Source organism: Bacteroidota bacterium (assembly GCA_040388375.1).
GTDB lineage: Bacteria > Bacteroidota > Bacteroidia > UKL13-3 > UKL13-3 > JAAFJM01.
In genome coordinates, this window is sequence record JAZKBU010000003.1 from 161,007 (window position 1) to 185,438 (window position 24,432).

12 protein-coding genes are annotated in these 24,432 nt (G+C 35.5%); 6 read left to right on the top strand and 6 right to left on the bottom strand.

The window, feature by feature from the left end:
- Nucleotides 1–10: 10 nt before the first annotated feature.
- Nucleotides 11–2,128 (bottom strand): ferrous iron transport protein B, encoded by a 2,118-nt coding sequence (gene feoB, locus V4538_03805; GenBank protein MES2380140.1) that lies wholly within the window; start codon nucleotides 2,126–2,128, stop codon nucleotides 11–13.
- Nucleotides 2,129–2,132: 4 nt separating this feature from the next.
- On the bottom strand, nucleotides 2,133–2,360 hold the full coding sequence (locus V4538_03810) for a FeoA family protein (protein MES2380141.1): 228 nt from the start codon (nucleotides 2,358–2,360) through the stop codon (nucleotides 2,133–2,135).
- A gap of 200 nt (nucleotides 2,361–2,560) precedes the next feature.
- Here V4538_03810 and V4538_03815 point away from each other — a divergent pair, with 200 nt between their 5' ends.
- From V4538_03815 to V4538_03830, 4 genes are all read left to right on the top strand, one after another.
- The gene (locus tag V4538_03815; GenBank protein MES2380142.1) at nucleotides 2,561–3,535 is read left to right on the top strand and encodes a c-type cytochrome; all 975 of its coding nucleotides are present in this window, start codon (nucleotides 2,561–2,563) and stop codon (nucleotides 3,533–3,535) included.
- A gap of 358 nt (nucleotides 3,536–3,893) precedes the next feature.
- Nucleotides 3,894–9,116 (top strand): T9SS type A sorting domain-containing protein, encoded by a 5,223-nt coding sequence (locus tag V4538_03820; GenBank protein MES2380143.1) that lies wholly within the window; start codon nucleotides 3,894–3,896, stop codon nucleotides 9,114–9,116.
- A 345-nt stretch (nucleotides 9,117–9,461) separates the two neighbouring features.
- The gene (locus V4538_03825) at nucleotides 9,462–9,608 is read left to right on the top strand and encodes a hypothetical protein (GenBank protein MES2380144.1); all 147 of its coding nucleotides are present in this window, start codon (nucleotides 9,462–9,464) and stop codon (nucleotides 9,606–9,608) included.
- Entirely contained in the window at nucleotides 9,605–9,796 is a 192-nt protein-coding gene (locus V4538_03830; protein ID MES2380145.1) for a hypothetical protein, read from the top strand. The genes V4538_03825 and V4538_03830 overlap by 4 nt, the downstream gene beginning before the upstream one ends.
- Nucleotides 9,797–10,065: 269 nt before the next feature.
- Here the strand turns inward: V4538_03830 and V4538_03835 are convergent, their stop codons facing one another.
- Nucleotides 10,066–11,694 (bottom strand): aryl-sulfate sulfotransferase, encoded by a 1,629-nt coding sequence (locus tag V4538_03835; GenBank protein ID MES2380146.1) that lies wholly within the window; start codon nucleotides 11,692–11,694, stop codon nucleotides 10,066–10,068.
- 92 nt (nucleotides 11,695–11,786) lie between these two features.
- On the opposite strand from V4538_03835, the gene V4538_03840 reads away from it, so the two are divergent.
- Both V4538_03840 and V4538_03845 read left to right on the top strand, forming a co-directional pair.
- Nucleotides 11,787–16,985, top strand: a complete 5,199-nt coding sequence (locus V4538_03840) for a T9SS type A sorting domain-containing protein (protein MES2380147.1) — start codon at nucleotides 11,787–11,789, stop codon at nucleotides 16,983–16,985.
- Between the two features lie 127 nt (nucleotides 16,986–17,112).
- Nucleotides 17,113–20,097, top strand: coding sequence for a carboxypeptidase-like regulatory domain-containing protein (locus tag V4538_03845; protein ID MES2380148.1), 2,985 nt, complete (start codon nucleotides 17,113–17,115; stop codon nucleotides 20,095–20,097).
- Nucleotides 20,098–20,101: 4 nt separating this feature from the next.
- Here the strand turns inward: V4538_03845 and V4538_03850 are convergent, their stop codons facing one another.
- From V4538_03850 to V4538_03860, 3 genes are all read right to left on the bottom strand, one after another.
- Nucleotides 20,102–20,986, bottom strand: a complete 885-nt coding sequence (locus V4538_03850; GenBank protein ID MES2380149.1) for a DUF2279 domain-containing protein — start codon at nucleotides 20,984–20,986, stop codon at nucleotides 20,102–20,104.
- Nucleotides 20,987–20,989: 3 nt separating this feature from the next.
- Nucleotides 20,990–21,772, bottom strand: a complete 783-nt coding sequence (locus tag V4538_03855) for a DUF1207 domain-containing protein (GenBank protein ID MES2380150.1) — start codon at nucleotides 21,770–21,772, stop codon at nucleotides 20,990–20,992.
- 133 nt (nucleotides 21,773–21,905) lie between these two features.
- Complete coding sequence (locus V4538_03860) at nucleotides 21,906–24,350, bottom strand: sodium-translocating pyrophosphatase (GenBank protein ID MES2380151.1); 2,445 nt, start codon at nucleotides 24,348–24,350, stop codon at nucleotides 21,906–21,908.
- Nucleotides 24,351–24,432 lie beyond the last annotated feature (82 nt).

Below are 24,432 nucleotides of genomic sequence, written 5' to 3' on the forward strand. Positions count from 1 at the left end.
GGGCAGAGCGCTAACTAAACAAATTATATACCAAGAAGCTACTGCCGTAAGCCAATGCTGTTAAGTATACAAATTGTATAAGAGGCCATTTAATGCTACCTGTTTCTTTGCGTACAATGGCTATGGTACTCATACATTGCAAAGCAAAAGCATAAAATATCATTAAGGAAAGAAAAGTAGCGGTATTGTAACTGGGCTTATGGGTACGTGGGCTTATCTCAGCCATCATTTTTTCTTTAATATGGCTAAAGCTATTATCCCCATCGTTATTTACACTATATATGGTTGTCATGGTACCCACAAATACTTCGCGTGCGGCTAAGGAAGTAAGTAAGGCAATACCTATTTTCCAGTCAAAACCCAAGGGACGAATAACAGGTTCAATTAGCTTACCAAACTCACCCGCATAACTAGCTTCCAGCTTTTGTGCATTTCTTTGTAAGTGCAATTCTTTTTTATGCAATTCAGTTAAGGTATCGCTGTTTAAAAGCGTAGTGTATTTTTTCTCTATAGCTTGCATATTGGCATTTGGCCCTGTAGAAGCCAATACCCATAGTATAACTGATACAGCAATAATTATTTTACCTGCACCAAAAACAAAAGCGCTTCCTTTTTCATAAATAGTAATTAACAGGTTTGAAAACACGGGTACTTTGTAGCCCGGTAACTCTAAAATAAAATAGGTTTTTTCCTTTTGTTTAATAAAAAATTTAAACATCCATGCACTGAGTAAAGCGGCAAAAAAACCAATTAAATACATCAGCATTAATACCAAACCGTGCATGTTAAAAGGACCCCATTTGGCAGAGTCTTCTAGCATCATACCAATTAATAAAGTATATACAGGTAAACGGGCGGAGCAGCTCATGAGTGGTGTTACCAATATGGTTATTAAACGCTCTTTTTTGTTTTCAATACTACGTGTAGCCATAATACTGGGTACAGCACAAGCCATACCGCCAATTAATGGTACAATAGATTTTCCGTTCATACCAAACGGACGCATAATTCTATCCATAATAAAACCAACACGTGCCATATAGCCCACATCTTCCAATATGGCTATAAATAAAAACAACAAAATAATTTGTGGTAAAAATACGATTACACCTGTTAATCCTGCAAGGATACCATGTACTATTAAGTCGTTTAGTATACCTGCCGGGAGTGTTTTTTCTACGTAATTGGTGAATGAGTTTAGTCCGTATTCCAACCATTCTTTCGGGTATTCGCTCCAGCTAAACATGGCTTGAAAAACCAATAGCAGCAACACTAAAAATATGGCTATACCATAATAACGATGCGTTAGTATTTTATCAATTTTTGAAGTAACAGGTGATCTGAGTTGAGCCGTATTTTTAATACGTGCGTACTTAACAGTTTCGTCAATAATTTGGTAACGTGTTAATACTTCATCTTCCTGAAAACTGATAATATCAAATTCGTAGTGTTTAAATATTTCGCTTAAGCGCGTAGCTTTTTCACTCAATAAACTAGATGCATTAATGGCATATTGCAGAGCCGCATATTTATTACGTTTGTCAGTTACTTTGCTAATATCAAGCAATAGCTGTGGGCTTACTTTTTCTAAACTAAAATACTTGGCAGTAATGCGTAGTTTTTCATCCAACAAAACTTCTTTTAGTTTGTCAATACCTTCTTTCTTGCGTGCATTGATACTTATAATGGGTACTTGTAGTTTCTCCTGTAATTTATCTAAATCGTATTTTATGCCTCTGCGTTCAGCCACATCAAGCATATTTAAAGCCAATACAATAGGTACTTTTAAATCTGCTACCTGAGTAAACAAAAGCAAGTTGCGTTTTAAGTTACTGGCATCTGCAATAAATACAACCAAGTCAGGGTAATTAGTTTCTGCTTTGTTACGCAGTATTTCGTAGGTTACTAATTCGTCAGCACTTTTTGGATAAAGACTATAAGTACCGGGTAAATCAATAATGTGTGCATTTTTATTGGCACTTAGTTTAAATGAACCTGTTTTTTTTTCAACGGTAGTTCCCGGAAAATTAGATACTTTATGGTTTAATCCGGTAAGGGCATTAAACAAACTTGTTTTGCCACAATTTGGATTGCCTACAAGCGCTACAGTTATTTCTTTTTGTTCCAATTAATTAATCCACTAATTTAATTTCTACACAACTTGCATCCTGCATACGGAGGCAAACTTTACTTTCACTTAAGTTAATGGCAATCGGATCACCAAATGGAGCTACATTCTCCAGCTCAACTTCTTCACCGGGTAATATACCCATTTCAAAAAGTTTTAAAGCCAATACCTGCCCATGAACTCTTGTAATAATTGCTTTTTGCCCAAAATCTAATTGTGTCAGATTCATCATAAGAGGTGCAATTTAGAATAAATCTACATTAGAAAGCAAGAATTGACAATTGTTGTTGATTTTATTGCTAAATATTAGTTTTAGAAAGATGCCATTAGTACTATTTAGGATTGACTAAAAAGCAAAATGACTGATTGAAGGATTATCCAAATTTTTACCATTTCAATAGATAGTTAATTGAAATTAATTATTTTGCGTCAATGAAATTTACTCATTTGGTATGGCTGCTGCTTTGTTTCATATATGCTTGTACAAATAATAATGTACAGGAAGGTAAAGTGAAGCAAAAGGACAGTATTGTAGCGTTAGTAATTGATACCAATAAAATTCCGAATGATAAATTTGGAGAGATGATTAGGTATGGAAGAAACCTAATGCTTAATACGGCTTATTATATTGGGCCGGAAGGAATCAATGGGCAGTATTTAGGTAACAAAATGAATTGTACCAACTGCCATCAGGATGCAGGTACCAAGCCATTTTCATTTAACTTAATTAATTCGCATAATGAGTACCCGCAATACAGGGGAAGAGAGGGGAAAGTTCTATCTTTAGCTGAGCGAGTAAATAATTGTGTAAGCCGCCCGCATAATGGAAAACCTTTGCCTTTAGATGGAAAAGAAATGTTGGCCTTTTTATCGTATTTGAAATGGATTAATAGCCAAGCTAAGGAAGAGCCTTTTTTAGGAAATAAAAACTTGTCTGTAAACTTTCCGGATAGGGCAGCAAATTCAGCTGCAGGAGAGGTATTATATGCTAAACATTGTCAAAGATGTCATGGACCTGAAGGCGAAGGTGTAATGAACGTAAACAATGTTACTTATGCCTATCCTCCACTTTGGGGTCGTTATGGATATCAACCGGGCTCCAGTATGCACCGTATAATTAAACAGGCACAGTGGCTTAAAGCCAATATGCCTTACGATTTGGCTAAGTGGAATAAACCTGTTTTAACTGATGAAGAAGCTTTAGATATTGCAGCTTTTGTAAATAACGATGAAATACATAAAAGACCCAATCCTCAAACATGGGATTATCCTTTTATAAATGATAAAGCAATAGACTATGATAAAGGTCCTTACGCTGATTTTTTTTCAGTGCGACAACACAAGTATGGACCGTTTAAGCCTATTATACAATACTGGAAAGATAAAGGACTGAAACCTGTTTATTGATAAGCCATTTAACTGTATTAACCCGTATCACTTAAAATATCTTAGTATGCAGCGTTATTTTAATGTTAATTTTGTGTGTAATTAAATTCAATATTTTGTTATGAAGATAGCTCCAAAAGCAACGATTATGTAGTGTTTTCACTACGTTTATTGGGTATACTAATTTCATTTTAATGTAAAAATTACAAATGCAATTATTCGTCTGTTATTCAGTGTGTTTGAATTTTAATGTTGGCTAGAAAATTACTTAATAATTTTAAAACATAATAGATTTAAAAAAAACACAAATCAACGAGCATTAATTTATTATTAATTGCCTATTTTACGCCCCAAACAAACAAACAAAACAATTAAATTTATGGAAAAAACAACTACAAAACTCAAATTTGAGTTTTCAAAGTTGCTGTTAGTAGTGCTATTTTTTGGTGCGCTAATAAGTAATTTGAATGCACAAGTAACAGTTACAATTACGCTTAATTGTAATGGAAACACTGGTTCTTTAGCATCGGGCTCTGTTAGCTCTACGGGAACTATTAACGATGGAGATATGGTAACCATTAATAGTTCTGCCAATAGAGGATGGGCCAAATTCGATCTTTCTTTTTTACCTGCAGGTGCAACAATTAATTCGGCTACTGCATTTTTTACGACTTTTTCTTCTACCTTATCAGGTGCAACTAATTCTGTTTTTGGTTTTACTGGCGACCCGTCAAGTATGACCGGAGCGGCATTATACGCTAATTGCGGTTCAGGTACCGTTTACAATTCTTCTACTTGGTCGGCAAATGCTTTACAAACTAAAGCGCTTAACCCAGCGGGTATTTCGTTCTTACAAGCTAATGTTGGTAATGCCAACGTTAATTTAGGTTATGTAAGAGGATCAACAAATACTTATAATATTTCTGGTTACCCTGGTCGTTCGGCTAATACACAACCTCAATTACAAATTACTTATACTATTCCTGCAGCAGTTCCTTCTTCTGCAACTACTTTATCTGCAAGTAAAATATTGGTATCATCTGCAACACTAAAAGGAGGTATAACAGTTGGTAGTACACTTCCAACTAGTGTAACTTTTACTGGTATCGTTATATCAACATCAGCTAACCCTTCAGTGGGCGGCATAGGCGTTATTGATTCATCAACTATTCCTTTGGTTAATTCTGGAACCATTTCATTTGATGTAACGGGTTTAACTTTAGGTACTACTTATCATTACAGAGCATACGTTCTTGATACTATTGGAACAAGTGCTAATATAGCTTATGGTGCTGATAGCACTTTTACTACCCCGACAACTGCTCCGGTTCCAACGGTTCAACGCAATGTAGCTACCAATGTGCTTGCAAATACGGCTACTGTTGGAGGGACTATTATTTCTAATGGTGGAATTCCAATTCTTTCAAGTGGAGTGGTATATAGTACTACTAATAATCCTTTACAATTTGGAGTAGGTGTTGTAGATTCAACTACAAATCCAGTTGTTACTTCAGGAAGTTTTTCAGTTAATCCTGCCGGTTTAACTGCTACTACCAAATATTATTACAGGGCTTATGCCACTAACTCAACAGGCATAGCTTATAGTGCTTTAGATAGTTTTACTACTGCACCGGTTGTATCAACCTTTCCTTATACTCAGAATTTTGATGGCGCGGGTAATACAGGATGGAATAGTGTTATTGTTGTTGGATCATTTAATAATTGGGCAGTAGGTACTCCAACAAAAGCAACTATTTCAGCGGCCTTTAGTGCTCCTAATTGTTGGACAACAGGTCTTTCAACGCAATACGTAGATAACCACGATGCTGCATTAGTTTCTCCTCAATTGGACTTAACAGCATTTACTTCAAATGCTGTTTTGAAATTTAAACACCGTTTTATCACAGAGTCTTGTTGTGATGGAGGTTTTTTAGAAATTTCTATTGGTGGAGGTGCTTGGACAAAAGTAGAAAATGTAATAGGTACTGGAGGGAATTTTAATACTACAAATGGAACAGCTTGGTACAATTTGACAACTCAAGGAAACTCTTGGGCTGATAATAGCAATGCATACTCTACTCAAGCTGGAGGTTGGATTACTAGCTTAATTCAATTACCAGGAACTTCAGGGCAGTCAAATGTAAGATTAAGATTTAGATTTGTTACAGATGTCAGTGCAGTTGCAGATGGTTGGGCTATTGATGATATAGAAGTATTCTCTCCTGCAGCTCCAACAGTAGTTACAGGAACAAAAAGCGGTATTACTACAAATATTGCTACTATAGGTGGTAATATTACCAATAATGGCGGTGCAGGTATAACAGCAAGTGGTGTTGTATTCAGTACTTCTCCAACGCCAACTATTGCTGGTTTTGGTGTTGTTGACTCTACTACAAACCCAGTAGTTACCGGTGGTACTTTTACTAAAAATATTGCAGGTTTATTAAATGGTACTACTTATTACTACCGTGCTTATGCTACAAATCCGGTAGGTACTTCTTACGGTGCTGATAGTACATTTACTACCAATGCAGCAGCAACAGCTCCAACATTATTAAAAATAGCAGCTACCAATGTATCTGATACAGGAGCTAATATTGGCGGTAATATTACACTTGATGGTGGTGCAGCAGTAACATCCAGCGGTGTTGTTTATTCAACTACCTCTAATCCGTTAATTGGCGGTTTGGGCGTTATTGATTCAACTACCAATCCATTGGTAACAACTGGAAGTTTTACATTTAATATAATAGGACTTACTGCTAATACTAAATATTATTACTCAGCTTATGCAGTAAATTCAGCCGGTACAACTTATACTTTACAAGATAGTTTTACAACTGCACCGGTTGTATCAACTTTCCCATATACTGAAAATTTTGATGCTGGTAGCAGTATTGGAACAGGGTGGGCTTCGGTAGCTACGGGTGGTTTAAATGAGTGGGTTCTTGGAACTCCGGCTAAAACACAGTTAAGTGGTGCTTATAGCGGAACTAAATGCTGGTTTACAAGTACTGCTGCTAATTACTCTGATAACAGTGATGCAGCTGTAGTATCACCTAAATTTGACTGTACAAGTTTAACAGCAGATCCAATAGTAAGATTCAGACATAACTTCACAACAGAAGCAGGTTGGGATGGATCAGTATTAGAAATATCAATTAACAATGGTGCTTGGACTAAGTTAGATAATACTTTAGGAACAGGAGGTAACTTTAATACCGCTAATAGTATTAGCTGGTATAATAACTCAAGTGCTTCAGGTCCAATGACTCCTCCAAAATGGTCAGAAAACAGTAGCTTATTTTCAAGTAAAGTAGGTACTTGGATTCAAAGTACAACTCAATTAACAGGAGCTGCAGGCCAGGGTAATGTTAGATTTAGAATACGTTTTGCTTCGGATGGTTCAGGAACATCAGAAGGTTGGGCTTTTGATAATATAGAAGTTTTCTCTCCGGTTGCACCAACTATGCTTACTGGAACAAAAACCAATATTACAACCAGCCAAGCAACTTTAGCCGGTACTATTGTTAGCAATGGTAACGCAACTATAACAGCAAGTGGTGTTGTATTTAGTACTTTCCCTGCACCAACCCTAGGTGGTTTTGGAGTAGTTGATTCAGTTACTTCTCCATTGGCTACAAACGGAAGTTTTACTGTAAACGTTGCAGGCTTAACCAATTCAACTACTTATTACTACCGTGCTTATGCAATAAACGGAATAGGTACTACTTATGGTGCTGATAGTACATTTACTACTAATTCTTCAGCCGTTGCTCCAACTATATTAAAAATAGCAGCAACTAATGTATCTGACTCAGGTGCTAATATCGGAGGTAATATTACTTCAGATGGAGGTTCGCCAGTAACAGCAAGTGGTGTTGTATATGCTACTACCAGTAACCCTGCTTTATTGGGGTCAGGTGTAATAGATTCAACTACAAGTCCTTTAGTTACTTCAGGAACTTTCACTGTTAATCCTATTGGTTTAGCTTCTAATACAAAATATTATTTCCGTGCTTATGCAAGTAATGCAGTAGGTACAGGTTATAGTATACAAGATAGTTTTACAACTGCACCTATTGTATCAGTTTTCCCATACACTGAAAATTTTGATGGTAGTAGCAGTATTTCTACAGGATGGACAACAGTAGCTACAGGTGGTTTAAATGAATGGCTTGTTGGAACTCCGGCAAAAACACAGTTAAGTGGTGCTTATAGCGGAACTAAATGCTGGTTTACAAGTGCTGCTGCTAATTATTCTGATAACCATAATGGAGCAGTTGTTTCACCTAGATTTGATTTTACAAGTTTAACATCAGATCCTGTAGTAAGATTCAGACATAACTTTACAACAGAAGCAGGTTGGGATGCAGCAGTATTAGAAATATCAATTAACAATGGTGCATGGACTAAGTTAGATGATAACTTAGGAACAGGTGTAAACTTTAATACACTTAGCAGCTATAGCTGGTATAATAGCTCAAGTACTGCCGGTCCGATGACTCCTTCAAAATGGTCGCAAAACAGTAACTTGTTCTCAAGCAATGTTAGCAACTGGATTCAAAGTGCTACCCGTTTAACAGGAGCTGCCGGTCAGTCAAATGTTAAATTCAGAATACGTTTTGCTTCAGATGGTTCAGGAACAGACGAAGGTTGGGCTTTTGACAACGTAGAAGTAGTAAATGATTTAACGCCAACTATACCAACAGGAACAGTAACATTAACACCTAATGGAACATCAGTAAACGTAGCATTTGTACCGGGTAACGGTCAAGGTCGTTTAGTAGTTGCAAGGTTAACATCAACTACAGCAGTTGCTCCTTACGATACTGTTTTATATACAGCTAACGCAGCATTTGGAAGTGGCGACTTAGTAGGAACAGGTAACTATGTAGTTTACAATGGTACAGGTTCATCAGTAAACGTAACAGGTTTAACTACAGTAACAGGTTACAGTTTTGATGTATATGAGTACAATGGTAAATATATGCATAATAAATTTGCAGCCGCCTCAAGCAATACAACTACCACATTACCGGTTAAATTAGTAAGCTTTACAGCTAACAATGTAGAAGGTAATGTACAATTGAAATGGATAACTGCTAATGAAATAAACAACAAAGGATTTGAAGTAGAACGTTCAGTAGACGGTAAAAACTTCAGTTCAATAGGTTTTATAAAAGGCGCAGGAAACACTAACAAAACAACAAACTATAGCAAAATAGATTTAGGCGCATTTGTAGCAACTTCATCAAACGTATTATACTATAGATTAAAACAAGTTGATTTTGATGGTACACCAACCTATTCAAATCAGGTAGCAGTGAACGAAAACGAATTGGTATCAAATGGAGTTAAGATTTATCCGAATCCATTTAACAAAACGTTGACAGTAGATATTTCATCAGATATAAATACAAACACCACGATAGCTATCACTGATATCAGTGGTAAAATAATATCTACAGTTGTGGTACCAGTATCAATCGGGAACAATACAACAACGTTACCGAACTTAGATTTATTAACTGCAGGCATTTACTTTGTAAAAGTATCAAACGGTACTAAAGCAGAAGTATTTAAAGTAATAAAATACTAAATTAATAATTGTTTTAATGAGCAATAGTTTTTAACACTAACTTATTGCTATTTTCAAAAAGGCCACTTGTCAAAAGATAAGCGGCCTTTTTGATTTGAAGTTGATTAATGAAAAGTAAGAACTATTTGAACAGTGTTTTGAATTGGATTTGGAAAGTAAAAATAGTTGTTAATCGAAGGTTGATTTTTAGTTGTATGAAAAAATAGTTAGTAATAATATTTATTAGTTTTAATATTTGCTTTGAACAGAACAAGTTTTAAGTAAGAAAAACAAATGTTCCAATCCAGTTAGAACAAATTAGGAAAATAAAAAAAGGTAGTTATTTATATAAAGCTAGAGAAATGAATGATACTTCTGCTTATAAATGATGAGTGGGTAGAAGTTGGTATGTTTTTAATACAAGGTACTGCTCGTGAAGACCATTATTTAATTATTGATAGACCTATTACTAATAATAGGTTTAGTGATGAATTTTTTTTGTCGTTTATATGATTACTCATAGTCATGAATACAATAATATCTTGATTCAAAAGGAATGGGTGCAAAATTTTAAACTAGATATAGATAGCCATGTTACTACTTATACTTTCATTATTAGAGAGGCTGATATTATCATGGATAAACAATACGGTGCTTTTGATTTGGAATCATTTAAAAAATACTTAGAAGTAAATAGCTGAAATACAATATTTTATTATTTTACTTTCCTATATCCCGATAGTCGTATAAATTTATTAAATAATATTTATCAAATTAAGTATACCACTTTTTTTTAGTGTAAACATAAGTGCAAATCAAAATAGTCTCTATAACTATTACGAGGTGTTACTTGGATATTTAATTTGTCAACGGTTATTTTTGATGTGCGAAATTAATCACAATAGATGCTAAATGAGGAATATTTTATTTGAAAATAATTGAATGTTAAATAATGGGTAAATTTTATTCATTAGTTTACTCTATAAACAATGTTTCTGGTTTTTAGCGGATTTGTTTTTGAAGTAATATTGACTATTATTTCATCCATATTTTTTGTTTTTATTTTTATTGTTTCTTCTTTACTTTTTTGTGCAGCTACGGCAATAGTAGAAGAACATTCTTCTATAACTGTATTATTTGATGTAACATTTACTGTATATTCATCATCGTCACTTCCATTATTATTTATTATCAACTTAACTTCTTGTTCTTTGTTTAGTTTTAAGTTTTTGGAACTCTTATATTGTATCGTAAAATAATTGGGATAAAGAGAAGAGCAATAATGGGATCTGTAGCTTGATTGAGGAGTAAAAATATCTGTTTCTTTATCTCTTCTAAATGAGCGGCATTCCCAAATAATTTCTTTTTTTCTGTTCACTTCAAAAACCCTATTATTCGCACCACTTGTGATTAAAATATTGCCATTTGGTAGCAAGTCTGCATCACCGGCTTTAGCACATTTATTTTCTTCCATTTTCGGAAAAGAAAATTTGTATTCCCATACAATATTTACAAAAGTATCTGATGAAGTAACTTGATTGATTTCTTGTATAGAAGAAACTGAATTAGGTGATTCTTTATCAATAGTATTGTTGTTAAATAGTAATAAATTTTTGTTTGGCAGTAAACTTAAACTATGCTGTCCAGAGAAAAACCGATTATTAATATTTCCAATATACTTTATAATATAGGAGGTATCACTAGCAGTCCTTATTTTGTTAATGCTATTTAAATTGCGATTACTTATATAAACAATTCCTCTATCTGTATCTATGTCAATGGCATTAATATGGTTTGATAAAACATTATCCATTCGTTTGTAATAAATAGGTTCTTCGTCCCATTTCCAATACAAATTATTTTTTCGGTCTATTTCAAATATTACACTGAAAAGTTTATCTGTTTCATAACTAAGTTTCTTTTCTGCAACACATAGAAAATGGCCATTTTTTAATTTTTTGAAATCGTGATGATAATTTTTTATCAATGTGGTATCGTTAAGAAAAAAAGGCGCTTTCCATGTTTTTTTGCCATTTAAGTCCGTTTCAAAAGAACCATTTGACCCATTGTAAGTAATAGTGCCATCTGGATTTAAATTTAAGTTTCTAGATGCCCCATCGTTATCTGGTAAAAACCAAAGCACTTCCCCCTTTTTGTTAGCAATAACACCATAATCGTACACAATAAGACCATTGTACATTTTTAGAGGATTATTGGATTTGGTTTCCTGTTTTATGAGTAGAGAAGAACTCCAATTTGATTTAGCAATATAAAAGTTTGAAATATTTGAAGTAGTTAAAATACTACCATTTTTTTTGAATCCTTTAGCTCGCCAATAATAGTGGTTTCCGAAGTTAAAGCCACTATCAATCCTTATGGCTAAACCTGCTATTTTTTTTTTTATAAAAATATGTTTTTCAAATTGATCAAGGCTTGTTGATATTTCTATTTGGTAGCTTTGAGCACCCTCTACTTGTTCATATTCAAACATAATTTGTCTATAGTTTAAGGTGTCTAAATAGTTAGGACTAATGAGCGTTATTTGCCCAAATAACAAATTGGAAATGAGGTAGAAAAAAATCAAAACGGATAACTTCATGTGTAAACTTAACTTAACTTTAATTATTATTTGCAAATATGACTATCAAAATGATATTTTTGTATTAAACAAATTAACAAACTTAAATTAAAATGAAAAAAAATTACTTATTAGCGTTGCTTTTATTTATTTCAGCGCTTTCTTTTGGTCAGGTCAGGGTCTTGGAGGATTTTGATGTATCAATGACTCCCACGGGCTGGACAAATTCTTTAAATTCGGGAACACTTATATCCAGACAAACCACTGTAAATAGCTATGGTAGGGCTGGTGTAGTTGCTGCAGTAAGAGCCAATAACTATAATGTTGCTTCTGGTAATAGAGCACGTTTGGAAACCAATCTTTTTACGTCTTCTGTTTCTGGAGATTCTTTATCATTAGATGTGGCACATAGAGCTTATCCCGCCTATACGGATTCACTTATCATACATGCTTTTGACGGTACCTCATTTGTAAGATTAATTGGTTGGGGGTCAAGCCAATTATTAGATACTATAACTGGTATTACTACGGGTACCCCCATAACAGGTAGTTTTACTCCAACCTCTACCGAATGGTGTCGCAAAACGATTGCACTGCCTATTGGAACAACGCAAATAAGGTTTGAGTTTTTTTCTAATTTCGGAAATATAATTTGGATAGATAATATTGTGATAGCTACTCCTGGCGCTCCTGTGGTACCTATTACTGGTACTAAATCTAATTTAACCTCTTCAAGTGTTAACTTAGCAGCCACTATTGCTAATAGTTTTCCGTCAGTTACCGCTAGTGGAGTGGTTATTGGTACAAGCCCGGGTCCTATTAGAGGCTCTGCAATTGATTCAGCTTCTAATCCTTTAGTAGCAAGTGGAAGTTTTACAGTTGATGTTACGGGTTTAAGTAACGCAACTACCTATTACTATCGCACTTATGCAGTAAATAGTGTTGGTACTTCTTACGGCCCTGACAGTACTTTTACAACCAATGCTTCTGCTGTTGCACCAAGTGTTTTAAAAACAGCACCAAGTAATATTACTACAACTACCGCTACTTTTGGAGGTAATATTACTTCTGACGGAGGTAGCCCTATTCTTGCCAGTGGTGTAGTTTATGGTACTACGTCAAATCCAACTATCGGAGATCCGGGAGTTGTTGATTCAACTACCAATCCATTAGTTTCAACCGGTACTTATTCATTTAACGTAGCAGGTTTAGCACACTCAACAAAATATTACTATAGAGCTTATGCCACTAATTCAGTTGGTACAGCTTATAGTAGCATACAAGATAGTTTTACTACTGCTCCTATAGTGAGTGCGCTTCCTTATTTACAGAACTTTGATGGTGCTGGAGTTACTGGTTGGTCTACAACCATAGTAACAGGAGGTGTTAATGACTGGGTTTTAGGTACACCAGCAAAAACGTTTATAAATGGTGCTTACTCTGGAACCAAAGCTTATGTTACCGGCCTAACCGGAAACTATGCAGGTTCTGATTGTGGTGTAGAATCGCCTCAGTTTGATTTTACTTCACAAACCCTTGTACCAGTATTACGTTTCAAACAAAAATTTGATACGGATGCAGATGGTGACTGGGATGGAGGAGTAGTAGAAATCTCCATCAATGGAGGAGCGTGGACCCGTTTAAATTCAACAGTTGGAACAGGTTCAAACTTTAATACTACTTTAAGTACCGGATGGTATAACAATAATACACCTAGCGGTCCAGTTGGGGCGCCTAAGTTTTCTTACGTTTCATCAGCTTACACAACACAAGTAAACGGATGGATTACCAGTATAACTCCTTTAGTAGGTGCTGCAGGTCAAGGAAATGTTAAAGTTCGCTTCCGTTTTGGAGCGGATGCTTTTGGAACAGACGAAGGTTGGGCTATTGACGATATTGAAGTTATATTGCCAACAGCTCCAACTATGGTTACCAGTACAAAAACCAATATTACCAATAATTCAGTAACATTAGGTGGTAATATTACCAGCAATGGAAACTCACCGGTAACGGCAAGTGGTGTAGTAATCGGAACTTCTGCTGCTCCAACCCTTGGTGGTTTTGGTGTTGTTGATTCTACTACAAACCCTGTAGTTACTGTTGGTGTATATACTAAAAATATTACAGGTTTAATTAATTCAACTACTTATTACTACCGTGCTTATGCAACAAATGCAGTAGGTACTACTTACGGTGCTGACAGTACATTTACTACCAATGGTGCAGCTACAGTTGCTACCGTTACACGTAATGTAGCTACTGCAGTTAATACAACCACTGCAACTATTGGTGGAACTATTAATACCGATGGTGGTGATCCTGTAACTGTTAGTGGTGTTGTTTATTCAACTACATCAAACCCTGTAATTGGTGGTGGTAGTGTAGTAGATTCAACTACAACTCCTTTGGTTAGTTTAGGTTCTTTCTCATTTAATGTGGCCGGTTTAACCCACTCAACTAAATACTACTACCGTGCTTATGCCATTAACTCAATAGGTACAGCTTACAGTACACAAGATAGCTTCACTACAGCTCCTATTGTATCAACTTTACCATATAGTGAAAATTTTGATGGTGTAGGAAATACAGGATGGGCTTCAAGTGCTATAGGCGGTGGTGTAAACGATTGGCAATTAGGAACGCCTGCAAAAACCAATATTAACTCAGCTTACAGTACTCCTAATGCATGGGTTACTAAATTAACAGGTAACTATAGCAATAATTCTTATTCAGGTTTAGTATCGCCTCAGTTTGATTTTACTACTGCGACTGCTGATCCGATTTTACGTTTCCGTCATAAATTCAGGTTTGTACAAACTGCTATTGATGGTGCTATTGTTGAAATATCAATTAACAATGGAGCTTGGACACAATTAGATAATACAGTAGGAACAGGCGCAAACTTTAATACAGCTAACAGTACCTCATGGTATTCCGCTAACACAAGTTTTTGGAATTCACTATCAGGAGCTATGTTTGCTAATAACAGTACTTCTTATGCTACACAAGTAGGTGGCTGGATTCAGTCAACTGTTAGATTAACTGGTGCTGCTGGTCAATCAAACGTGAAAGTAAGAATGACATTTAACTCAACTACATTTACTTTCTTTGGAGTAGAAGAAGGTTGGGCTGTTGATAATATTGAAGTTTTTCCTCCTGTTGCACCAACTATGCTTACAGGAACAAAAACAAATATTACAACCAACCAAGCAACTTTAGCAGGTACTATTGTTAGCAATGGTAATGCAACTATAACTGCAAGTGGTGTGGTGTTTAGTACTATTCCAGCACCAACCCGTGGTGGTTTTGGTGTAGTTGATTCAGCTACTTCTCCATTGGTAACAGGCGGAAGCTTTACTGTAAATGTTGCAGGTTTAACCAATTCAACTACTTATTACTACCGTGCTTATGCAGTAAATGGAATTGGTACTACTTATGGTGCTGATAGTACATTTACTACCAATGCCTCGGCTGCGGTACCATCGGTATTAAAAGTACCAGCAACTAATATAACAGCATCATCAGTTACTTTTGGTGGAAATATTACTTCTAACGGAGGTGACCCAGTAACAGCCAGTGGTATTGTTTATGGAACAACTTCAAATCCTGCTATTGGTGATTTAGGTATTGTTGATTCAACTACTAATCCTTTAGTTGCTGCAGGAACCTACTCATTCAGTACAGTAGGGTTAACACATACTACTAAATACTATTACAGAGCATATGCTACCAATGGTGTTGGTACCGCTTATAGTGTACAAGATAGTTTTACTACAGCTCCTATTATTTCTACTTTACCATACGCTGAAAATTTTGATGGTGTAACAACACCTTGGACAACTCAGGCTATCAACGGTAGAGTAAATTCGTGGGCTCGTGGTACACCTACTAAAATAGTTCTTAATAGTGCTTTTTCAGCGCCAAATGCTTTCGTTACTAACTTAACTGCTAATTACGGTTTAGTTGGTGATGAAGAAGGTGCTTTGGTTTCACCACAATTTAACTTTGCGGCTTTAACTCAGGATCCTGTAGTAAGATTCAGACATAAAATAAAAACCAACAACGATCCAGGTTGGGATGCAGGTAATGTTGAAATTTCATTGAACGGAGGTACTACTTGGACTAAATTAAATGACCAGACAGGAACAAGTACTAATTTCAATACATTAACAAGTTATGCTTGGTATAACAGTACATCAGGTAATGGTTTTCTTACTGCTAATAAATTTACAAGTTTAACTTCAGCTTACGCTAGTCAAACCAGCGGATGGATTGAAAGTGCTACTCGTTTAACAGGTGCTGCCGGTCAGTCAAATGTAAAAATTCGTTTCCATTTTGGTGCTGATGCAGCAGGAACAGATGAAGGTTGGGCAATTGACAATATTGAAGTAGTAAGTGATGTAACACCAACTATACCAACAGGTACAGTAACCTTAACACCTAACGGAACTTCAGTAAACGTAGCATTTGTACCGGGTAACGGTCAAGGTCGTTTAGTAGTAGCAAGGTTAACTTCAGCTACAGCAGTTGTACCTTACGATACAGTTTTATATACAGCTAACGCAGCATTTAGTAGTGGTGACATAACAGGTACAGGAAACTATGTAGTTTACAATGGTACAGGTTCATCAGTAAACGTAACAGGCTTAACCACAGTAACAGGTTACAGCTTTGATGTATATGAATACAATGGTAAATATATGCACAATAAATTTGCAGCAGCCTCAAGCAGTGCTACCACAACTTTACCGGTTAAATTAGTAAGCTTTACAGCAAACAATGTAGAAGGTAATGTACAATTGAAATGGATAACTGCTAATGAAATAAACAACAAAGGATTTGAAGTAGAACGTTCAGTAGACGGTAAAAACTTCAGTTCAATAGGTTTTATAAAAGGCGCAGGAAACACTAACAAAACAACAAACTATAGCAAAATAGATTTAGGCGCATTTGTAGCAACTTCATCAAACGTATTATACTATAGATTAAAACAAGTTGATTTTGATGGTACACCAACCTATTCAAATCAGGTAGCAGTGAACGAAAACGAATTGGTATCAAATGGCGTTAAGATTTATCCGAATCCATTTAACAAAACGTTGACAGTAGATATTGCATCAGATATAAATACAAACACCACGATAGCTATCACAGATATCAGTGGTAAAGTGATATCAACAACATTGGTACCGGTATCAATCGGAAACAATACAACAACGTTACCAAACTTAGATTTATTAACTGCAGGCATTTACTTTGTAAAAGTATCGAACGGTACTAAAACAGAAGTATTTAAAGTAGTGAAATACTAATCAGTATTAATAACAAAATAAAAAGAGCTCACCTTTTGGTGGGCTCTTTTTTTATATACCCAAAGCAAATTTGCCTGCTTTTTTATTTGCATAATTTTGATATTTTCGACCTTTCTAAATAAATAATTTGAAAACAAAATTACTAGCCTATATTTTTCTGTTTTTAGTATTCAATGAGGTAACTGCACAAACAGTTATTAAAGGAAGTGTACTCGATGCAAAATCGAACGAGAAACTAATAGGAGTTTCCGTTTTGGTAAAAGGTGCTACGAGGGGTGCTCAAACAGACTACGATGGACAATTTACCCTAAAAACAGAAGCAAGCCTTCCTCTTACATTAGTAGTTAAATACATAGGTTATGAAGTAAAAGAAATTTCAGTAACCGGTACCAATAGCCCCATTGCAGTTAAATTAAACAAAGCAGAAAATGCACTGAAAGAAATAAAGATTAGCGATAGCAGGATTACAGAAAAAATAAAACAAAATCCCATTACTGTTGAAACAATGGATGCCATTGCCATTAAACAAACATCAGCAGCTAATTTTTATGAAGGTTTAGCGCACTTAAAAGGAGTAGATTTAACATCGGCCAGTATAGGTTTTAAAATCATCAATACACGCGGTTTCAACTCCACTTCACCCGTAAGGTCATTGCAGTTAATTGATGGAGTAGACAATCAATCACCCGGTTTAAATTTTAGTCTAGGTAATTTTTTAGGTGCTTCCGAATTAGATATTCAAAAAGTAGATTTAGTAGTAGGTGCAAGCAGTGCTTATTATGGCCCCAATGCTTTTAATGGAGTTATCAATATGCAAACCAAAAGTCCCTTTCTGTATCCTGGGCTAACAGCACAGGTAAAAGCAGCAGAAAGAAATTTGTTTGAGTTTGGTGTACGTTGGGCACAGGTATTTAAAAACAAAGCGGGAGAAGATAAATGGGCTTATAAGCTTAATTTGTTTTACATGCGTGCCAATGACTGGAATGCAACCAACTATTCGGCTACTGATAATTCTCCAGCAGGTAACAGCAATGCCGGTGGATACGATGCTGTAAACAGGTATGGAGATGAATATGTAAACAGGATATTTTATTCACCCTTAGATGGGTTAACCAAAGTTGGACAAGGATATTATTTGCGCACAGGTTATGCCGAGCAAAGTTTAGTTGATTACAACTCACGGAACTTAAAAATAAGCGGAGCCTTACATTATAAAGTAAAGAAAGACGTAGAACTTATTTATGCCACCAGTTTTGGAACAGGTACAACCGTTTACCAGGGTGATAATAGGTTTAGTTTAAAAGACATATTGTTTTTTCAAAACAAATTGGAGATAAAAAAAGACAACAAGTTTTTTGTAAGAATATACTCCACCAACGAAGATGCCGGCAATAGTTACGATGTATACTCAACAGCTATTCTTATGCAAAATCTATCAAAATCAGATTTAGATTGGGGGAAAGATTATAACAATAGCCTCTTTCAAAATTTATCACCCAAAGTATTACAATGGTATTCGCAAAATATTGGACAAGGCCTATTTTTAGATACCATACCGGGTAACAGACGCTTAGGTTATATAGAGAATTATTGGCAAACAAATTTTAGCGATAGCTTATTTAAGTACCACCAAATGGCTAGAGAAAGGTCAGACAATTTGCCCAGCTCAAATGGAACAGGGGTAGCACGTTTTGAGCCGGGAACTGCTCGTTTCGATTCCGCTTTTAATTCTATTGTTTCAAGAACAAACAGAGAAGGAGGAAGCCGTTTTTTCGACCAATCAGCATTGTATCATATAGCAGGAGGCTATGAGTTTTCATTAATAGGGCTCGATTTTAAGAGTGGTGCCAATTATAGATTGTATACTCCGTTTAGTAAAGGAACCATTTTTTTAGATACAGCAGAAAACCAGCGCATATATAACAATGAGGCAGGTGCTTATTTAGGAATAGAAAAAAAGTTTCAATCCGATAATATAAAATTCAATAACGAAGACAGGTTGTTAAATGCCCAGGTTGGTCTAACCGTAGGTGCTTTAGCAGGTGTTTTGTTCAGCGGTATTGCCAAGCAAACAGGCGTTATTACCAATCCGTTCGATTTATTGTTTACCGTTGCAGCTATGCCTATTGCAGCATCGCTGTTAGGCTATGCTTATGACAACGGGGCAACTATTAAACTAAGCTTTACCAACAGGGTAGATAAGAACCAGAATTTTGATTATTTGTGGTCACCGGCAGCTACATTTTTATTTACTAAAAAGCAGCATGTATTGAGGTTTTCAGCCTCATCAGCCGTACGTAATCCCACATTAACCGATCAGTATATAAACCTGAACGTAGGCCGCGCAACCCTGTTAGGCAACTTAAATGGTTTTCAAAATTTAGTTACTACCGAATCGCTTATAGATTTTTTAAATACACAGGATAGGAGCAAACTATTGTACTTTAATGTAGATGCCGTAAAGCCCGAAAGAGTTAAAACAATAGAGTTTGGTTATAGAACAACTATCAATAAAAAAATATTTATAGATGCCAGTTATTATTACAGTTGGTACGAAGACTTTTTAGGATATAAAATAGGTACCCAGGTTGATATAGATACCAACTTTAACCTGATTAATAGTATAAAAACATATAGAGTTACCACCAACTCAAAACAAGTAGTAACCACCAATGGATTTACAATAGGTGTAAACTATTTTTATAAAAACTACTTGGGTTTTGTAACCAATTATAGCTTTAACAAATTAGATAAAGGCAATAGGAACGATGGAATTATACCCGCCTTCAATACACCCGAACACAAATACAATATAGGCGTAAACGGACGCGATATTGAATACATGAATAAGAGAGAGAAATGGGGTTATAGCGTTAACTACAAATGGCAGGAAGGTTTTTTGTTTGAAGGCTCTCCGCAGTTTACAGGCACCGTTCCTGCTTATGGAATGGTTGATGCACAATGGAACTCAACCATAACCAAATGGCATGCAGTGGTGAAAGTAGGAGCGAGTAATTTGTTAAATAACGAAGTTTATCAGGTATATGGAGGTCCTTATGTAGGCAGGTTAGCTTATATATCATTTACCTTTGAATTGAATAACTGGAAATAACAATTTAATTCAATAACAACCACTCAAAATCAATTTCCTTTCCATTTGTTTTTCGAATACCCGGGGCTGGGAAATGAATATAGTCAAGTAAGTTTCTGGTCGTAATAATATATTTATTTTTTGATTTAATAGACCCCAAATTCCAGTCAAGTCCAATGCAAAATTTATTTTCCATCGGACCATTGGTATAAGTTCCATAGTTGTCAACACCATAACCTATTGCCAGATTTAAAAAGGGAGGAAAGTATTTTTTATAATTGGTCGATACCAAGTTATGTATATCAAAAGTTAACCAATAAATATGGCCACTGTAATCATTACTTAAAACCCAGTTTCGGAAATTATTATTGATATAACCAGCAGTAGGATAATAACCCATTTTAAATTTAAAATATTGTAAAGGCTTTATATTACGCTGCAAAATACCATAGGTTACACCAAGCGTATTAGCTGTTAAATCTTCAAACGAAAATCCAAATGGGGAAAAGCCATCACCTAATTCAATACTAACAGCCCAAATCATAGGTAAAGCTATGCTAATGATAGCCTTTGTTTTTTCATTATATTTAGCCAAAGTCATTAATTCATTTACTGCTTGGTAGTAGTAGTATGAAGTATAAAAATGGCCCAATTTATCAACGCCTAAACTATAATTATCAAAAAAGCCATCTTTTTCAATATTGAATTTTTTTTCTTGTCCACGCCACCACCAATTATATTGAATAACAAAATTAGCTGTTTGATGTGCAGCCAATCCTACTATTAAATACTTTTGCGTTCTAGTTAATGGATTATTAGGAATAGCAATAGTCTTAGTACTATCGGTTTGCTGCCCGTTTGCGGCAAACGAAAGAACAATAAGTAGTATATTTAAGTATAATTTATTCAATAGTTAAAAATCGAAATAAAGGCCTATCGTATTAAATGTTGTGCTTTGTTTATAGTTTTGCCCAATTTCAGTTAGTCCGTTAAACTGGTTAATTGCCAATCTGAGTACATGACTATTTTCAAGTGCATACTTGTAACCTAATTGAAAATTATTAGTGCTTGCAAAGTTGCTTTCCTCCCTAAATTTAAAATCAGCGGCATAATATAAAAAATTATGATTACCCCATTTTATAGGGCTATGTTCCAATCCAACCTGTAAAATCGAAAAGCCCGATATATTTGTTGTTGTTTTAAAATTATGATTATAAGTAATACCTCCGTAGGTAAAAAAACGATGAGAGGTGTTTTTATAATTCACAAAAATTTGATAGAAGTCTCTCACGTAATTAATAGGTACTAAACCTGCTTGTATTGCATCATCGCTTAAGTGTTGACTGGTGTGTCCCATACCGCTTCTTAAAGAAAAATTTTCATTTAACTGAAAATCTAAAAATAAATCGACAAAAAAATCAACATTGATCACTTGTCCTCTGTTTGTCCATCGGTTAAGGGTAGTATATACAGTTGATGCTACACTGAACTGTAATTTTTGTTTAGTATTACTAATAGAAGCTACAGGGAAAATGCCGCCCATACTACCTATGTATCCTCGGCTATCAAAAGGTTTTTGAATGCTTAAACGGTGAGCTCTACTGTCAGCCGTATAAAGAGGTACAATATGTTTTTGGGGTAATAACTCATATTGATACTTTTGGGTTAACGATTGCTGAGCGTTGCTTTTTGGCATAAGTACAACAAAGAGATATAGAAAGGTGAAAACGGGCAAGCATTTCATTACAATTGCAATTAAAAGAAATTAATCCATAAAAAAACACGCCCAAGAGCGTGTTTTTTATTTTATATAAAACAGTTAAGTTTAATTATTTTTTATCGTGTCCTTCATGTCCGTGATGTCCATGTTCTTCACCTTCTTCAGCGCAGCAAGCTTTTCCACCTTTACTATCGCCTTCTTTACACATTTCTTTGCATTTAGCCATGTCGAATTTACCATCAGCACCGTACATGCTTTGGCACATAGCTTTATCTTCAGGAGAACATTGCATGCTATCGCAATAAGCAGCACACTCTTCTTTAGTCATGCTCATGCATTTTTCTAAATCACAATTACCTATCATACCGCAATGTGCTGACGAATCCATTTCCGAGCTACACTCCATTTTATCTTTACACATCATTTCTTTTTCCGATGTGCTTCCGCCATTAACAGCTATATAAGGAGCAATTACTAATGAAACGATTGACATTAATTTAATCAAAATATTCATTGAGGGACCAGAAGTATCTTTAAAAGGATCACCAACAGTATCACCAGTTACCGAAGCTTTATGTGGCTCTGATTTTTTGTAATACATTTCACCGTTAATCAATACACCTTTTTCAAACGATTTTTTAGCGTTATCCCAAGCACCACCTGCGTTACTTTGGAAAATACCCATTAATACACCACTTACTGTAACACCGGCTAATAAACCACCTAATACCTCAGGGCCAAATATAAAACCAACAAGAACAGGAGTAATTAAAGCAATTGCACCTGGCATCATCATTTCGCGGATAGATGCTTTGGTAGAAATAGCTACACATTTCTCATATTCAGGTTTAGCTTTGTATTCCATAATACCCGGAATTTCGCGGAACTGACGTCTAACCTCTTGTACCATGTCCATAGCAGCTTTACCCACCGCTTGGATACACAATGCTGAGAAAATAAAAGGAATCATACCACCAACAAATAAGCCGGCTAATACATTAGCTTTATAAATATCAATGGCATCAATACCGGCAATACCCACAAACGCAGCAAATAAAGCCAATGAAGTTAAAGCAGCCGAAGCAATAGCAAATCCTTTACCAGTAGCAGCAGTAGTATTACCTACCGCATCTAAATTATCAGTACGTTCACGAACTTCAGGAGGTAATTGACTCATTTCAGCAATACCACCGGCATTATCAGCAATAGGTCCAAAAGCATCAATAGCTAATTGCATAGCAGTAGTTGCCATCATACCAGCAGCAGCAATAGCCACACCGTATAAACCGGCAAAATAATAAGAAGCCATGATACCACCGGCTAAAGTTAAAATAGGAATAACGGTTGATTTCATACCTACCGATAAACCACCAATAATATTAGTAGCATGTCCGGTAGACGATTGTTGAATAATTGATAAAACAGGGGCTTTACCCATTGCAGTATAATATTCAGTTACAATACTCATAATGGCGCCAACTACAGTTCCAACTACAATAGCTAAGAATACATTTAATTTAGAAAACTCATAACCACGTAAGTTTAAAGTTTCAGGTAACATCCAGTTTACAATGAAGTAAGAAGCAATAACGGTTAAAATCATAGATGACCAGTTACCTAAGTTCAATGCATTTTGAACGTTCGATTTATCATCCTTAATAGTAACAAACCAGGTTCCAACGATAGAGAATAAAATACCTAAACCACATATAACCATTGGTAACAATATTGGCGACATACCACCAAAATTATCTTGCACAGTAATTTCCTGACCTAATACCATGGTAGCTAAAATAGTAGCCACATACGAACCAAATAAATCAGCACCCATACCCGCTACGTCACCTACGTTATCACCCACGTTATCAGCAATAGTTGCAGGGTTACGAACGTCATCTTCAGGAATACCAGCTTCAACTTTTCCTACTAAATCAGCTCCAACGTCAGCAGCTTTGGTATAAATACCACCACCAACACGGGCAAATAAAGCAATTGACTCAGCTCCCAAAGAAAAACCAGTTAATACCTCAATAGAAGTAATAACCGTATTGGCACCTAAGTCAGCAAATATTTTTAAGAAAACAATGAATAAACCACCTAGACCTAATACCGCTAAACCAGCAACACCTAAACCCATTACTGTTCCACCTGTAAATGAAACTTTTAAAGCTTGTTTTAAACTAGTACGGGCCGCTTGTGTAGTACGAACATTAGCTTTAGTAGCTACCTTCATACCAATATAACCGGCAGTTGCCGAAAAAACAGCACCTATTATAAATGCAATAGAAATAACCCAGCTTGAGTGGATTGCTTTTCCGTTCACTTCATGAATTGTTCCTGAATATGCCAACAAGGCAGCAGCAAAAACAACAAAAATACTCAATACCTTCCACTCCGCTTTTAAAAATGCCATGGCGCCATCGGCTATATAGCCTGCTAATTCTTGCATATTTTTGTCACCTGCATCCTGCTTGCTTACCCAAGCACTTTTAATGGCCATAACAATAAGGCCAACAATCCCCAGTGCGGGAACTAAGTAAATTACATTTTCCATTCTTTATATTATCTCTTTTTAAAAATCGTGCGAAAATAGGGTATAGGAACTAAAACACCAACTGCGATTTAAAAAGCTGTTT

What these genes read in the sequence shown, in the direction of transcription:
- V4538_03825 (MES2380144.1), top strand. Translation starts at nt 9,462, where the DNA reads ATGATACTTCTGCTTATAAATGATGAGTGGGTAGAAGTTGGTATGTTT.
- V4538_03835 (MES2380146.1), bottom strand. Translation starts at nt 11,694, where the DNA reads ATGAAGTTATCCGTTTTGATTTTTTTCTACCTCATTTCCAATTTGTTA.
- V4538_03840 (MES2380147.1), top strand. Translation starts at nt 11,787, where the DNA reads ATGAAAAAAAATTACTTATTAGCGTTGCTTTTATTTATTTCAGCGCTT.
- V4538_03820 (MES2380143.1), top strand. Translation starts at nt 3,894, where the DNA reads ATGGAAAAAACAACTACAAAACTCAAATTTGAGTTTTCAAAGTTGCTG.
- V4538_03810 (MES2380141.1), bottom strand. Translation starts at nt 2,360, where the DNA reads ATGATGAATCTGACACAATTAGATTTTGGGCAAAAAGCAATTATTACA.
- V4538_03830 (MES2380145.1), top strand. Translation starts at nt 9,605, where the DNA reads ATGATTACTCATAGTCATGAATACAATAATATCTTGATTCAAAAGGAA.
- V4538_03815 (MES2380142.1), top strand. Translation starts at nt 2,561, where the DNA reads ATGAAATTTACTCATTTGGTATGGCTGCTGCTTTGTTTCATATATGCT.
- V4538_03855 (MES2380150.1), bottom strand. Translation starts at nt 21,772, where the DNA reads ATGCCAAAAAGCAACGCTCAGCAATCGTTAACCCAAAAGTATCAATAT.
- V4538_03860 (MES2380151.1), bottom strand. Translation starts at nt 24,350, where the DNA reads ATGGAAAATGTAATTTACTTAGTTCCCGCACTGGGGATTGTTGGCCTT.